Here is a 14,923-nt window from a genome sequence, read left to right as displayed (position 1 = left end):
GACTGTGACTGTGACTATCGCTCATGGGAAAACCACCTCCCTTGGGTCTGGGCGCGTGCCCGTCTCTCCTAGCTCTGGTCAGTATGCCCGATTTCTCCGCGCCTCACAAGGAGGGGTGGCACGCCTGCCCCCCGCACGGCTACATCGTGTGCGTGGAGAAGATCGGCTCGTCCTCCCACCAGATGACGTCGTCGCCGGGCGCCTCGAGCGTGGCGGGGACGTCGATGAGCCGCTGGTTGGACGAGCCGCGGAAGCGCAGCGTGATGTCGTGGAGGTCCTGCACGAAGGGGCCGTCCACGAGGACGTCCAGCGTGTCGAGCAGCCGGTCCGTCACGTCTCCGAGGTTCCATGCGCCGCCGGGGCGCAGCTGGTCCCAGGTGTGGCCCGAGAAGAGCCAGATGGACTTCTCGCCCCCAAATCGCTCGCGCACGGCCTCGAGAAAGCCCACGAGCCCCTGCTGGTTCTCCGGCTCCATCGGCTCGCCGCCCAGGATGGTGAGGCCGCCCACGTAGGGCACGTCGAGCGAGTCCATGATCTTCTCGGCAACCTCCTGGGTGAAGGGCTCTCCGGCGTCGAAGTCCCACGCCTCCTCGTTGAAGCAGTTGGGGCAGTGTAGGCGGCACCCGGAGACGAAGAGCGTGGTGCGCACGCCCGGTCCGTTTGCGATGTCGCAGTACTTGATGTTCGCGTAGTTCATGGGTGCTGGCCTTCCGATTCAAAGGGGCGGCGCTGGTCGTGGTCCGCCCGATATTCTTTCACGTGATCGATGCGCCCGTCCGAATCAAAGTGGATTCGAGAGATTCCGTCAAAGATGTAACTCTCTTCCTCTGTGGCGGAAAACGTCCACGACACAAAGAAAGTCTCTCCATCCGGGTCGGACTCGACTGAGTGGATGTTCCACGCTGTGACCGTCTGGCGAGCAAGCATATGGTCAATCCAGCGGTGCAGCTCGTTGGTACCCACGTATACCGGACCGTAGCACTCCTCGTATACACAACCCAACGAGAAGAGTTTGTCAAAGCGCGAGAAGTCACGCCGCACCCACATGGCGAAGTACTCGGCGATGGTCTGCTCGAACGCATTGGCATTCAAAGACTTCAGGTCGCCTGGCATGGGATGTTCTTTCAGGAACCGGTCTACCGGAGTGGGGGCGCCAGGCGAGAAGAGCGTGTTCTCGGGAACGAGCTGACAGAAGAGCTCAACGATGCTGCGGTCTACGCGAGTTGGAAGAAGGCCATCATCTTTGGGATCGAAGAGATGCTCGTGATGGGCAATTCGATTTCGACAGATGCCTATGGAACGAATCGCGGAGTCGAGCGTGGCACGGTTTGTGCCAGCTGGCCAAGCATGGTGCAGATAGGGAATCCAGAGCGCTCGCTCATGGGCCTTGTCAGTCAGGTGCGCCCAAAACCCAAAGGATAGGTTCGCAATCGTTGAGTCAGGGCCGAGCCTGCCTCTTGACCCGCGGCCTGCCTCCGCAATCAGACTTCGGTTAAGAGCGTTTGCATCAAACGGAACGCCCGCTCGCGTGCGTCGAGGTATGCTGACGTTGACGGGGGAGGATGAATCAAAAAGCCAGTGGTCCTCGCCGTTCCAGCGCTCGCCTATGACACGGTCATAGGCGTTGCGAAGAGCGATTTCGAAGTAGCCGATGTCTTTCAGGAGGACGAGGCCAAGGTCGCTGTTCCATTCATAGAGGCGCATCGCCTCGTCTCTGTTGCCGTGGCACCGGCTAAGATATGTTGCCAGCCGAGGTTCGGAGAGCCACTTTTCGATCCATGCGCTGCTGTCAGGGTTGCCGACCGTCGATTGATTCATGGCCCTCCCTCCTGGTCAATAGATACGAAAATGCCCCGGTGACATGGAAACCAGCGGTCATCACGGGGCTTGCGAGCTCAGTATAGCACCTTGCCCACCGAGAAGAACCGAAGGGATGCGGCAGGGCCAAGGTCCACGTGCCACACCTAGATAACGCTGCGCGCGGGACCCGAGGATACGGTCCCGCGCGCAGTTCTTGCGCAGCAAGCTGTTTGAGCACGGGGCCGTATCCTCGGGTTCCGCCGGACAGGCCTACAGGTGCAGCACGCGGTCCTTGATCTCCTCGGTGCGGCCCTGGTTCCAGAACTGGGTGCCGATGTAGCCGCACGTCCTTCTCGCCACGTTCATCTTGGACTGGTCGCGGTTGTGGCAGTGCGGGCACTCCCAGACGAGCTTGCCGTCGTCCTCCACGATCTGGATCTCTCCGTCGTAGCCGCACACCTGGCAGTAGTCGCTCTTGGTGTTGAGCTCGGCGTACATGATGTGGTCGTAGATGTACTGCATGACGGAGATGACGGCCTCGAGGTTGTCCTGCATGTCCGGCACCTCCACGTAGGAGATGGCGCCGCCGGGGGAGAGGCGCTGGAACTCGGACTCAAAGCGCAGCTTGGTGAAGGCGTCGATCGGCTCGGTCACGTGGACGTGGTAGCTGTTGGTGATGTAGCCCTTGTCCGTGATGCCCGGGATGATGCCAAAGCGGCGCTGCAGGCACTTGGCGAACTTGTACGTGGTGGACTCGATCGGGGTGCCGTAGAGCGAGTAGTCGATGTTCTCGGCGGCCTTCCACTCGGCGCACTTGTCGTTCATGTGCTGCATGACGGCGAGCGCGAACGGCGTGGCCTCCTTGTCGGTGTGGCTGTGGCCGGTCATGGCCTTGACGCACTCGTAGAGGCCCGCGTAGCCGAGGCTGATCGTGGAGTAGCCGCCGTAGAGGAGCCTGTCGATCGTCTCGCCCTTCTTGAGGCGCGCGAGGGCGCCGTACTGCCAGAGGATCGGCGCGGCGTCGGAGGTGGTGCCGAGCAGGCGCTCGTGGCGGCAGCGCAGGCCGCGGTGGCAGAGCTCCAGGCGCTCGTCGAAGATCCGCCAGAACTCGTCCATGTCGCCCTTGGCGGAGAGCGCCACGTCGACGAGGTTGATCGTCACGACGCCCTGGTTGAAGCGGCCGTAGTACTTCGGCTTGCCCGGCTCCCAGTTGCCCGCGTTGGACACGTTGTCATAGCCGTTGCCCGAGCGGTCGGGCGTGAGGAAGGAGCGGCAGCCCATGCAGGTGTAGCAGTCGCCGTTGCCCTCGGTCTCGCCCTTGGAGAGCTTGAACTCCTTCATCTTCTTCTCGGAGATGTAGTCCGGCACCATGCGCTTGGCCGTGCACTTGGCCGCGAGCTTGGTGAGGTAGAAGTACGGGGTGCCCTCGCGGACGTTGTCCTCCTCGAGCACGTAGATGAGCTTCGGGAAGGCCGGGGTGATCCAGACGCCCTCCTCGTTCTTGACGCCCTGGTAGCGCTGGCGCAGCATCTCCTCGATGCACATGGCGAGGTCGGCCTTCTCGCGCTCGTTCTTGGCCTCGTTGAGGTACATGAAGACCGTGATGAACGGCGCCTGGCCGTTGGTGGTCATGAGGGTGACCACCTGGTACTGGATGGTCTGCACGCCGCGCGAGATCTCCTCGCGGACGCGACCCTCGACGATCTCGGAGATCTTCTCCTCGCCCGGATCAACGCCGATGGCCGCCATCTCGGCCTCCACCTGGCGGCGGATCTTCTGGCGCGAGACGTCGACGAAGGGCGCGAGGTGCGTGAGCGAGATGGACTGGCCGCCGTACTGGCAGGAGGCCACCTGGGCGATGATCTGCGTGGCGATGTTGCAGGCGGTGGAGAAGCTGTGCGGGCGCTCGATGAGCGTGCCGGAGATCACGGTGCCGTTCTGCAGCATGTCCTCGAGGTTCACGAGGTCGCAGTTGTGCATGTGCTGGGCGAAGTAGTCCGAGTCGTGGAAGTGGATGATGCCCTCGTTGTGGGCCTCGACGATGTCCGCGGGGAGCAGCTCGCGCATGGTGAGGTCCTTGGAGACCTCGCCGGCCATGTAGTCGCGCTGCACGGAGACGACCGTGGGGTTCTTGTTGGAGTTCTCCTGCTTGACCTCCTCGTTGTTGCACTCGATGAGGGCGAGGATCTTGTCGTCGGTCGTGTTCTTGTGGCGCTTCTGGTTCTGCACGTAGCGGTAGATGATGTACTTGCGGGCCACCTCGAAGTGGTGCAGGCCCATGAGCTGGTCCTCGACGAGGTCCTGGACCTCCTCGACGGTGACGGTGTGGCCGGCCTCCATGCACTCGTCGGTGACGTTGAGGGAGGCGAACTTGATCTCGCGCTCGGTGAGGCGCTCCTCCGCGGGGACCTCGCTGTTGGCGGCGCGGATGGCGTTCTCGATCTTGGAGATGTCGAAGGTGACCTCCGAGCCGTTGCGCTTGATGATCTTCATGGCCGTCCCTCTCGCTTTCCTCATGGGCGCCGCCCAGCTCGGCGCGTATGTCCTCGTAGTTGTGCACGGACTACTATGGCACAACTGGTGGTGGTGTGGCATTAACAAAAACACAAGATATTGTTGACAACCAGTCGAAATGCTGTCGATAAGCCATATCCGTGCAGGTAGGCAAAACGCGTCAGGAAAAAGCATTGGCTCAAATTGACATTGATGTTTCTGTGAGCGGGACGGCGAGCGGCAGGCACCGGCCAAGGAGTAGAGTTCTCTGACAGAGGAGACGGGTGACGGGGCGTCCCGGCGCCCCGTCACGAGAGCACGGGAGGGGCCACATGAATTTCTCCAGGCGACTTGACCTGTTCGGCGACGAGGTGTTCGCGGCGCTCAACGCGCGGCGGCGCGCGCTCGAGGCGGAGGGGCGGCGCGTGTACGACCTCTCCGTGGGCACGCCCGACTTCGAGCCGCCGACGCATGTGGTCGAGGCGCTGCGCGAGAGCGCGGCGGACCCCGCCAACTGGAAGTACTCGCTGCACGACAAGGACGAGCTTCTCGCCGCCGTCTGCTCCTACTACGAGGACCGCTTCGGCGTGGCGGGCGTGACGCCCGACATGGTCATGAGCTGCCGCGGCACGCAGGAGGGCCTGGGCTACGTCTGCGCCGCGCTCGCCGACCCGGGCGAGGTCGGCCTCGTGCCCGACCCGTGCTATCCCGTCTTCCAGAACGCCACGCTGCTCGCCGGGGCCCGTCCCGCCTACTATCCGCTCACCGCCGAGCACGACTTCCTGCCGTGCCTCTCGGAGGTTCCGGCGGAGGTCGCCGACGCCGCCAAGTACCTGATCCTCTCGCTTCCCGCCAACCCCGTGGGCTCGGTGGGCACGCCGGAGGTCTACGAGGAGGCGATCGCCTTCGCCCGCGCGCACGACCTCGTGATCATCCACGACAACGCGTACTCCGACATCGTCTTCGACGGCGAGCCGGGCGGATCCTTCCTGGCGTATCCCGGCGCGGCCGAGGTGGGCGTCGAGTTCCTCTCGCTCTCCAAGTCCTTCAACGTGACGGGCGCGCGCCTGTCCTTCCTCGTGGGTCGCCCCGACGTGGTGGCGGCCGCGCGCAAGCTCCGCGGCCAGGTGGACTTTGGCATGTTCTACCCCGAGCAGGACGCTGCTATCGCGGCGCTCACGGGCCCGCGCGACTCCGTTGAGCACCAGCGCCTGCTCTACCAGGAGCGCCGCGACGCCCTCTGCGACGGCCTCGAGGCAATCGGCTGGGAGCGCCCCAACGCCCACGGCTCGATGTTCGTGTGGGCGCGCATCCCGGGCGGCGGGACCGACTCGATGGCCTTCGCGCTCGAGCTCATGGAGCGCTCCGGCGTGATCGTGACCCCGGGCGCGAGCTTCGGCCCCTCGGGCGAGGGCTATGTCCGCATGGCGCTCGTGATGCCGCCCGACGAGCTCCGCGAGGCCGTGGCCGCCATCGCCGCGGCGGGGATGTGACGCGCGTGGGCGAGAAGAGCCTCGGCCCCACGCCCGCCGCACGCGGTTCTTGGGCTACGCCGGCCCCGATCCGTGCCGCCTTCTTCGACGTGGACGGCACGATGCTCAGCCTCTCGCAGGACGCCGAGCCCGCCTCCACGCGCGAGGCCATCCGTCGGCTCGCCGAGGCGGGCGTCATGCCGATCCTGGCCACGGGGCGCACGCACTACCTGCTCGACAAGGTCGATCTCGCCGACTTCAAGGCGTTCGTGACCTTCAACGGCCAGCTCGTCGAGGTGGGCGGGCGCACGGTGCACTCCAACCCGCTCGACCCGCGCGACGTGGAGACGGCGGTGCGCCAGACGCAGGCCGGCCTCTACAACTGCCTCTTCATGGAGCGCGGCCGCATGTACGCGCACGCCGAGGACGACCGCCTGCGGGAGATGACCGAGCTCACGCACAACCACTACGAGGCGGGCGACGTCGAGCAGGCCCTCAGGAACGACGTCTACCAGCTGAACCTCTTCGTCGACCCCGGCGAGGAGCGCGTCCTTCTCGACCAGACGCGCCACTGCAAGGCCACGCGCTGGTCGGACGTCTTTGCCGACGTCATGCCGGACTCCGGCGGCAAGGACGTGGGCGTGCGGATCGTGATGGAGGAGCTGGGGCTTGCGCCCGAGGAGTGCGTGGCCTTCGGCGACGGCGGCAACGACGTGGACATGTTCCGCGCCGTGGGGACGTCCGTGGCCATGGGCAACGGCAACGACGAGGCGCTCGCCGCCGCGACGTACGTGACCGACCACGTCGACGACGACGGCATCTGGAACGCCTGCGCCCGCCTCGGCCTTCTGTAAAAAGGGGACGTGTTTTCTCTCTCAGAGAAAACGGGACAGGTCTTGGCGGGAGCGCGGAAACCTGTCCCAAATTTGCTGCAAGAAAAAACACGTCCCAAAATGACGGACAGAGAGGGGAGCTGGATGAACGGGATGGAGTTCAGGGACCTCGTGGCGGCGTCGCGGACCTATCGGCGCTTCAGCGACCGCCAGGTGGGCAAGACGGTGCTCGAGGGGCTCGTCGACGCGGCGCGCCTCGCCCCGTGCGGCAACAACATGCAGGCGCTGCGCTTCCGCGTGGTCGGGGAGCGCGACGCGTGCGACGCCGTGTTCGGCCACCTGCGCTGGGCGGCGCTCTATCGGGACTGGGACGGGCCCGCCCCGGGGGAGCGCCCGCACGGCTACGTGATCATCTGCCTTCCCGCCCAGCTTGCGGACAATCCTGTCCGCCTCATCGACGTGGGCATCGCGGCGCAGACGATGGCGCTCGCCGCCTGTGCGCGGGGCCTCGGCTGCTGCATGATCCGCAGCTTCGACGCGGGCCTCGCCGAGGAGCTCGCGCTGCCGGAGGAGCTCGTGCCCGCCCTCGTGCTGGCCGTGGGCGGACGCGGCGAGAAGGTCCTGCTCGAGGGCCCGGACACCGAGCACGGCCTCGCCTACTGGCGCGAGCCCGACGGTACCCACTGCGTGCCCAAGCTGCGGCTGGAGGACCTGCTCGTCTAGAGGGCCGTGCCGACAGGGTCGCATAACCTGACAAAATCGGCGAGATTTAGCCAAAAATGTCGGGTTATGCGACCTGGGCTCCGCTACCTGGCTCCGTCCAGGCGCTCCTCGAGAACGGGCCAGAGCGCGATGGGCCCCAGTACGACCAGGGTGGCGAGCGTGGCGAGAAGGACGTAGAGCTGCTGGATCATCGAGGACCCCTTTCTCCGGTTTGCTGGGACCATTGTCCGGCGCCGGTCGACGGGGTGCCATCGCGCAAGGTTGCGCGCGCCTTATGCTTTCGCAAGGTTTTGGCGGAGGGCCGCTCCGAGGCTAGATTCCCAGCGCGTCCAGGATGCCCAGGACGAGGGGCATGGCCAGCTCGCTAGCACCCCGGAAGAAGCCCCAGAGGAGAAGCATCCTGACCCAGGGGCCAAGCGCGCGAAAGGCCGCGACGAACCTCGTCCAAGCTCCGCGCCTGCCGCGCCCGGGGTCCTTTCCGCGCGCGAGGTCGAGAGCCTCGCGATACGCATAGATGTCATGCTCCTCCTGCCAGGACTCGAGCGCGGCGTCGACCATGGTGAGAAGCAGGGCAAAGGGCAGCGTGGCGAGAAGGACGATGGGCCCCCAGAGCCTCGAGCCAACGACCATCACCAGGATGAGGAGCCCGACGCCGACCCACACCACCCACTCGAGGGCCAGCATCGCGCGGGCCTCCCAGGACTCGACCATCTCGCGCATCTCGGGGAGGTCGCCCTTCACGAGGGAGTCTATCGAGACGTCGAAGAGGGCGCTCATGAGCATGAGGCTCTGGGCGTCGGGGTAGGTTCTCCCGCACTCCCAGTTCGAGATCGTGTTGCGCGAGACGTAGAGCCTCCGCGCAAGCTCCTCCTGCGAGAGGCCGCGCTCCGTTCGATGGCGTCTAATCTGGTTGGAGATGTCCACGGCAAGCCCCCTCTCCTCGGCCTCAAGCGTAGGAGAGGGGGCCGTATTCCGCCGCCAAAAGTCTTGTGCAGGCCGCCTGCCGGCGAAAACGCGCCTCTGGGATGTTCCCTAGGCGAAGGCGCGGTGGAGGCGCGAGCGCCCCTCGGCGTCGGTGAAGGCGATGATCTTGTCGCCCGCGGCGAAGCGGGTGCCCCCCTTGGGGACGATGATGTCGCCCTCGCGGTCGATGGCAACGAGGATGGTCTGGCCGGGCAGCTTGACGTCGCGCAGCGCCTCGCCCACGACGCGCGAGCCAGGCCGCACCTCCACGCGCACGACGGCGTGGCCGTCCTTGCCAAGGCGCAGGATCGTGAAGACGTCTTTCAGGTCGAGCCCCTCCTGTACGGAGCGCGCGAGGATGTCCGCCTGGTTGATGCCCACGTCGACGCCCATGGACTCGTTGAACATCCAGGCGTTGGCCGGGTCGTTCACGCGCGCCACCACGCGGCTCACGTTGTACTCCATCTTGGCGAGGGTGGAGACCACGAGATTGACCTCGTCAGAGCCCGTCGCCGCCACCACGACGTCCGCGTGGAGGATGCCGGCGCGCTCGAGGGTGAGCGGGTCGGCGCCGTTGCCGAGGATGACGTCGCGCTCGCCGAACTGGTCGCGCAGGCGGGGCACGAGCCCCTTGCGGGACTCGATGATGCGGATGCGGTAGCCGTCCTCGGCGAGCAGCGCCGCGAGATGGGTTCCGGTCTTCCCGCCGCCAACGATGATGATGTCCATGGCCCCTCCTTACGCGCTCGTGCCGAGCATGTAGCGGAACTTCGCCGAGGCGCTCGACGCCACGGCCGCGTAGATGACGTCCCCGTGCTCAAGGACGGTCCCCAGGGTGGGGATGAAGGTCTCGTTGTTGCGTGACACCGCCACGACCTCGACCTCGCCGATGGCCGTGACCTCGCGCACGGGGCGCCCCTCGAGAAGGGCCGGGACGTCGCTGCGCACGAGCTGGACGTCCCCCGACCCGATCTCCAGCACCGTGTCCATCTCCTGGTAGGTGATGAGCTCGCAGGCGTGGCGGATGCCCCAGTCGGTGGTGGAGATGGTCTGGATGCCCAGGCGGCGGTACGTCTCGGCCTTGCTGATGTCATAGAGCCGGGCGATCACGCGCGGCACGCGGTACGTCCCGCGGGCGATGCGCGCGATGACGACGTTGGCCTCGTCGGACGAGGTGCAGGCGATGACGGCGCTCGCGCGCTCCACCCCCGCCTCGGCGAGGACCTTCCGGTCAAACCCCACGCCGACCACGCGCCTGCCGGCAAAGCCCTCGTCGAGCTCGTCGAGCTCCTCGGCGTCGCGGTCTATGACGGTGACGCCGTGCCCCTGGCGGCTCAGGCGCTCCGCGAGCCCGCGTCCCATGTGGCCCGCGCCCACTACGATGACGTTCATGGCACTACCTCCCCTCGGCGCCCTCGCGGCGCCGCTTGACGTGACGGAACAGGGCCTTCCTGGCCTCCTCGATCGCGAGCACGAGCGGCGGCAGGCAGCAGAGGAACGCGTAGTCCCAGGCCCCGAGCGGGCTCGTGTGGAACACCGCCTGGAAGGGCGGGAAGAGCGTTATGAACACGATAAGGCAGACCTCGAAGACGATGCCGACGTTGATGTGACGGTTGGAGAAGAGCCCTCGCGAGAAGACCGAGGCGGTCTCGGTGCGGCAGTTCAGGACCTGGCCGATCTGGGCGAACACGATCGCCGCGAGGCACATGGTCGTCGCGCGCACGTAGACGGGGTCGAGGTCGGCGCCCACGCCGAACATCTCGGCTCCCGGCGCCCACCCTGCCTCCAGCTGCGCGAAGAGGTAGGCCGCCATGGAGACCACGCCGCCCATGAGCCCGTACCAGAGGAAGGCCTTGCGCATGAGCTTGCCCGTGAGCAGGGGCTCCTTGGGGTCGCGCGGCGGGCGGTCCATGACGTCGGCCTCCGGAGCCTCGCACCCCAGGCCCAGGGCCGGCAGCATGTCCGTGCCGAGGTCGATGGTGAGGATCTGCATCGTGGTGAGCGGCAGCGGCACCGCGCCGCCGGAGAGCAGGTAGACGGCCGAGGGCACGGCCTCGGGCATGTTGGAGTTCAGGATGTAGAGCATGAACTTGCGGATGTTGGCGTAGACCGCGCGGCCCTCCTCGATGGCGTGGACGATCGAGGCGAAGTTGTCGTCGGTAAGGACCATGTCGGCAGCCTCCTTGGCCACGTCGGTGCCCGTGACGCCCATGGCCACGCCGATGTCGGCCTTCTTGAGGGCGGGGGAGTCGTTCACGCCGTCGCCCGTGACGGCCACGATCTCGCCCATCTGCTGGAGGTTCTCGACCACGCGGAGCTTCTGCTCGGGCGCCATGCGGGCGAAGACCACCTCGCCGGAGAGGGCCTCCTTGAGCTCGTCGTCGCTGATGCGCTCGAGCTCCACGCCCGAGAGGACCCGCGGCCGCTCGCCGCGCACGATGCCGATCTTGCGCGCGATGGAGACGGCGGTGAGGCCGTAGTCGCCGGTGATCATGATGACGCGGATGCCGGCGCGCCGGCACTGCTCCACGGCGTCGGCGACCTCGGGGCGCGGCGGGTCCTGCATGACCTCGAGGCCCACGAAGACGAGGTCGCGCTCGATGTTGTCCGGCTCGTAGGCGCTCACCGAGCGCGGCAGCGTCTCGTCGTCGGCGCGCAGCGGACGATAGGCCACGGCAAGGACGCGCAGGCCCTCGGCGGCGTAGGAGTCGTTGGCCGCCGCGATCTTCTCGCGCAGCTCGTCGGTCATGGGGACGGTCTGCTCGTAGGCGCGGCAGCGGGTCGAGAGGCGCAAGATCTCGTTCGGGGCGCCCTTGACGAAGGCCACGCGTCGTGCGCCGTCGAGCGGCTCGGGCAGCTGGTGGATCGTTGTCATGCGCTTGCGGCGGCTCTCGAAGGGAAGCTCGCGCACGCGCGGCCATGCCCGCTCCTGCTCGGCGGGGTCCACGCCCGCCTTCTGGGCGGCCACGAGCAGGCACGCCTCGGTGGGGTCACCGAGCACGGTGTAGCGCCCGCCCTCCTCCTCGGGCGGGAGCAGGCGCGCGTTGGAGCAGAGCGCCCCGCCGGTCACGAGCAGGCGCAGGTCGTCGTCGTAGGCGGCCTGCATGCGGTGACCCGCCACGCGCACCTCCCCCTCGGGCCCATAGCCCACGCCCGTGACCTCGTACTCGGCCGTCACGGCCCAAAGGCGCCTCACCGTCATCTCGTTCTGCGTGAGCGTGCCCGTCTTATCCGTGCAGATGACCGAGCACGAGCCGAGCGTCTCCACGGAGTTGAGCTTCTTCACGAGGGCGTTTCTCTTGCTCATGCGCTGGACGGCCATGGCGAGCGAGAGCGTCACCGTGGGAAGGAGCCCCTCGGGGATGAAGGCCACGACCATGCCGAGGGAGAAGATGAAGGCCGCCGCGAACTCGCTTCCCACGAAGAGCTGGTCGAGGGCGAAAAAGCCCACGCCCATGCAGGCCGCGAAGACCGTGATCTGCTTGGTCGTGCGGTTGAGCTGCCGCTGCAGCGGGCTCTCGGCCTCCTCCATGTTCTGCGTGAGGTGCGCTATCTTTCCGAACTCCGTGTCCATGCCGATGCGCGTGACCACGACGCGCCCGTTGCCCTCCGAGACCGAGGTCCCCGCGAACACGAGGTTGGGCGTCTCCGCCTGCGTGAGGTCCTCCTCGAGCACGGCGTCCGCCGTCTTGCGCACGGGGTTGGACTCGCCGGTGAGCGTGGACTGGTTGACCTGCAGGTCGCTCGCGCGCACCACGCGGGCGTCGGCGGAGATCTTGTCGCCCTCCGCGAGCACCATCACGTCGCCGGGCACGAGGTCCTCGGCGAGGATCTTCTGCTCCCGACCGTCGCGGATGACGGTGGCGTAGGAGGGGAGCATCTTCTTGAGGGCGTCCGTCGCCTTTCCGGCGCGGTACTCCTGCCAGAAGCTGAAGCACCCGTTGATGAGGTTCACCATCCACACGGCCACGCCCAGCTCCGGCAGCCCCGCCACGAAGGCGATGATTCCCGCCGCCCACAGAAGGCATGCCATGAGGTGGGTGAAGTTGGAGAGAAACGCCAGGACCGGGGACTTCCTCCTCTCGGTCTGGATGAGGTTCTTGCCCTGCCTTGCCTGACGGGCCTCGGCGTCGGCCTGCGTGAGCCCCGCCGCGGAGGTCCCCAGCGCCGAGAAGACCCTGTCCGCCGTGAGCCTCTGCACGGCGACGGGCTGCGTCTGACCGTTGGCCATCATCGCGCCCTCCCTACTCGCTGCTGTCGTACGCGGCTAGGGTAGGTCAGCGCGCGCGGGCTGCCCGCGACGGGCGGGCATACGGTCAAAATGTCACGCCACAAGCATAAAGACCCTGTTAAGAGAGGGTGCAACGGAATAAAGACCGCATTAACGCCGCAGGTGGGGCGGCCTGACGGAGACGACGGGCCGTCAGGAGGAGCGGAGCAGGCGATAGCCCACGCCCACGTGGGTCTGGATGAGGCCGTCCGCCCCGGTGCGGGCGAGCTTCTTGCGCAGGGACGCCATGAGCACGCGAAGCGACGCGAGGTCCCCCACCTGCCCCTCGCCCCAGGCGTGCTCGAGCAGGTACTGGTGGGTGAGGACCTTGTCGGCGTTTCTGGAGAGAAGGACGAGCAGCCGGTACTCCATGGCCGTGAGGCGGAGCTCCTCCCCGCTCGCGCGGGCGATCCCGGCCGCGTAGTCGATCGTGAGCCCGCCGTTCTCGAAGGTGGGCGACTCGGGCGGGCCGGGCTCGTGGCTCGCGCGGCGAAGCGCCACCCGCACGCGGGCGAGAAGCTCGCCCACCGAGAAGGGCTTCACGAGGTAGTCGTCCGCACCGGCGTCGAGGGCGCCGATCTTGTCCGCGTCCTCCGCGCGCGCGGAGACCACGATGATCGGGAGGCCCTGGGACCAGGTGCGCACCCGCCTGACGACCTCGATGCCGTCCGCGTCCGGGAGGCCCAGGTCGAGCAGGATGACCCGGGGCGAGAGCTCGGCCGCGCATGAGATGGCCTCCTGCGCAGTCCCGGCCACGGCCACCTGGGCCCCGTGCGACTCGAGCGCGGTGCGGACGAGGTTTGCGATCGCGGGGTCGTCCTCCACGACGAGCACGAGCGCGGATTCGCGTGGGGCGTCAGACATCGGGAACCTCCTCGGCGGGAAGGGAGAGGACGAAGACGGAGCCGTGGGGCCTCCGGTCGCGGACGCAGATGCCGCCCCCGTGGGCCCGCGCGACGGCCCGGCAGACGGAGAGGCCGAGGCCCGCGCTGCGGGTGCCGTCGGGCAGCGTGCCCGAGCCGCTGTGGAAGGCCTCGAAGATGAGGTCCTTCTCGGAATCCGGGATGCCCGGGCCGTCGTCCGCCACGCAGAGCTCGACGCTCGCGCCCGAGCGCGCGGCGAAGACCGTGACGGCGCAGCCGGCCGGCGTGTGGGCCACGGCGTTGTTGACCAGGTTCACGAGCGCCTGCACCACGAGCGACGGGTCGGCGCGCACGAGCAGGGGCCCCTCAGGCGGCTCGAAGCGCACGGGGTGCGCGGGGTCGGCCGCGGCGTGTCGCAGGGCCTCCTCGACGAGGTCGTCCACGAGCTCCACGTCCGCGAGCGGGCGCACCCCTCCCTCCTCGAGGCGCGTGACCGTGAGGAGGTTCTCCACGGTGTCGCGCAGCCAGCGGGCGTCGTCCCGGATCCCGGCGAGCAGGCGGCCGCGCGCCGCGTCGTCGAGCGACGGCCCCGCCTCAAGAAGGACGTCCGCGGTGCCTGCGATCGAGGTGAGCGGCGTGCGCAGGTCGTGCGAGATGGAGCGCAGGAGGTCGGCTCGGGTCCTCTGGTCGCGGGCGCGCACCGCCTCCTCCTCGCGCTGCTCGAGGGCGTCCACGCGGTCGAGCGCAAGGGCCACGAGCCCGCAGACGGAGCCCCAGAGGTCGCGCTCCTCCGCCGAGAGGCCGGCTGCGGGGACGACCCCCGCCACGCCGTGCGGGCACGTCGCGGGGCCGACGGGCTGGTAGAGCCCGGATGCCGAGCCAAAGGCCGGCGTCCCGGACCCGGCGGGGGCGCCGTTTGCGAGCGCGCGCAGCGCGACCGTGCCCTCCTCCACGACCGACGAGCCGTCTGCCGAGAAGAACGTGGGCTCGCCGAGCCCGCGCCCGTCGCCGGCGGTCGGGTACCAGGCGAGCGAGCGGCCCAGCGTCCCCGTGGCGGCCGCGGCCAGGGCGGCGATGACGTCCGCCCCCGCGGTGCAGTCCTGGAGGCGCTGGGAGAGGTCGAGCAGGGCCTGGGTGCGCTCGCGGGCCGCCTCTGCCGCGCGGGCCTGGAGGCGCAGGCGGGCGGCGAGGTGCCCCGCCACGAGCGCCACGACGAACATCACCGCGAAGGTCCCGGGCATGGCGGGGTCGAGCGCCGCGAGGGAGAGCGTCGGCGCGGCGAAGAAGAAGTTGAAGGCGAGGACGGACAGCGCGGAGGCGGCGAGGCACCACGGCCCGCCTGGCGTGGCGAGCGCCACGCCGATGACGGCGAGCACGTAGGTCACCACGACCGTGGCCTCCTGGAGGCCCGCCGCGCGCCACGCCGCCCCGAGTAGCGTGGCGCCCGCGAGCAGGCCCGCGGTCACGAGGAGCGACGCGAGGGGGCCGTCCCTCCGCAGCACCGGG

Annotated in this window: 12 protein-coding genes; 3 read left to right on the top strand and 9 right to left on the bottom strand. The window is 67.9% G+C overall.

Annotated elements, in window-relative coordinates; translation table 11 throughout:
* Positions 1-139: 139 nt before the first annotated feature.
* From nrdG to nrdD, 3 genes are all read right to left on the bottom strand, one after another.
* A complete protein-coding gene (gene nrdG, locus E0L17_RS04055) occupies positions 140-697 on the bottom strand; it encodes an anaerobic ribonucleoside-triphosphate reductase activating protein (protein ID WP_167929977.1) in 558 nt (185 codons plus the stop codon).
* Positions 694-1,818 (bottom strand): nuclear transport factor 2 family protein, encoded by a 1,125-nt coding sequence (locus tag E0L17_RS04050; RefSeq protein WP_167929976.1) that lies wholly within the window; start codon positions 1,816-1,818, stop codon positions 694-696. Before E0L17_RS04050 ends, nrdG begins: the two co-directional genes overlap by 4 nt.
* Before the next feature lie 252 nt (positions 1,819-2,070).
* Positions 2,071-4,293, bottom strand: coding sequence for an anaerobic ribonucleoside-triphosphate reductase (gene nrdD / locus E0L17_RS04045; protein ID WP_167929975.1), 2,223 nt, complete (start codon positions 4,291-4,293; stop codon positions 2,071-2,073).
* Positions 4,294-4,625: 332 nt separating this feature from the next.
* Here nrdD and E0L17_RS04040 point away from each other — a divergent pair, with 332 nt between their 5' ends.
* The 3 genes from E0L17_RS04040 (at position 4,626) to E0L17_RS04030 (ending at position 7,321) form a co-directional block, all read left to right on the top strand.
* Positions 4,626-5,786 carry a pyridoxal phosphate-dependent aminotransferase gene (locus E0L17_RS04040; RefSeq protein WP_167929974.1) on the top strand — a complete coding sequence of 387 codons (1,161 nt, stop codon included), beginning with the start codon at positions 4,626-4,628 and terminating at the stop codon, positions 5,784-5,786.
* A gap of 5 nt (positions 5,787-5,791) precedes the next feature.
* Positions 5,792-6,619, top strand: a complete 828-nt coding sequence (locus E0L17_RS04035) for a Cof-type HAD-IIB family hydrolase (RefSeq protein ID WP_353652945.1) — start codon at positions 5,792-5,794, stop codon at positions 6,617-6,619.
* Positions 6,620-6,718: 99 nt separating this feature from the next.
* Complete coding sequence (locus E0L17_RS04030) at positions 6,719-7,321, top strand: nitroreductase family protein (protein ID WP_167929973.1); 603 nt, start codon at positions 6,719-6,721, stop codon at positions 7,319-7,321.
* A gap of 312 nt (positions 7,322-7,633) precedes the next feature.
* Here E0L17_RS04030 and E0L17_RS04025 read toward each other — a convergent pair whose 3' ends face one another.
* From E0L17_RS04025 to E0L17_RS04000, 6 genes are all read right to left on the bottom strand, one after another.
* On the bottom strand, positions 7,634-8,245 hold the full coding sequence (locus E0L17_RS04025) for a helix-turn-helix domain-containing protein (RefSeq protein WP_167929972.1): 612 nt from the start codon (positions 8,243-8,245) through the stop codon (positions 7,634-7,636).
* Between the two features lie 108 nt (positions 8,246-8,353).
* The gene (locus tag E0L17_RS04020; RefSeq protein ID WP_167929971.1) at positions 8,354-9,013 is read right to left on the bottom strand and encodes a potassium channel family protein; all 660 of its coding nucleotides are present in this window, start codon (positions 9,011-9,013) and stop codon (positions 8,354-8,356) included.
* A 9-nt stretch (positions 9,014-9,022) separates the two neighbouring features.
* Positions 9,023-9,676 carry a potassium channel family protein gene (locus tag E0L17_RS04015; protein ID WP_167929970.1) on the bottom strand — a complete coding sequence of 218 codons (654 nt, stop codon included), beginning with the start codon at positions 9,674-9,676 and terminating at the stop codon, positions 9,023-9,025.
* A 4-nt stretch (positions 9,677-9,680) separates the two neighbouring features.
* Positions 9,681-12,518 (bottom strand): cation-translocating P-type ATPase, encoded by a 2,838-nt coding sequence (locus tag E0L17_RS04010; protein WP_167929969.1) that lies wholly within the window; start codon positions 12,516-12,518, stop codon positions 9,681-9,683.
* A 189-nt stretch (positions 12,519-12,707) separates the two neighbouring features.
* Positions 12,708-13,418, bottom strand: a complete 711-nt coding sequence (locus E0L17_RS04005; RefSeq protein ID WP_167929968.1) for a response regulator — start codon at positions 13,416-13,418, stop codon at positions 12,708-12,710.
* Positions 13,411-14,919: an ATP-binding protein gene (locus E0L17_RS04000; protein ID WP_167929967.1), complete on the bottom strand. Its 1,509-nt coding sequence runs from the start codon at positions 14,917-14,919 to the stop codon at positions 13,411-13,413. Before E0L17_RS04000 ends, E0L17_RS04005 begins: the two co-directional genes overlap by 8 nt.
* Positions 14,920-14,923 lie beyond the last annotated feature (4 nt).

Source organism: Olsenella sp. SW781 (genome assembly GCF_012027725.1).
In the GTDB taxonomy this organism is placed as follows: domain Bacteria; phylum Actinomycetota; class Coriobacteriia; order Coriobacteriales; family Atopobiaceae; genus Thermophilibacter.
This window is presented reverse-complemented; position numbering and strand designations above follow the sequence as displayed.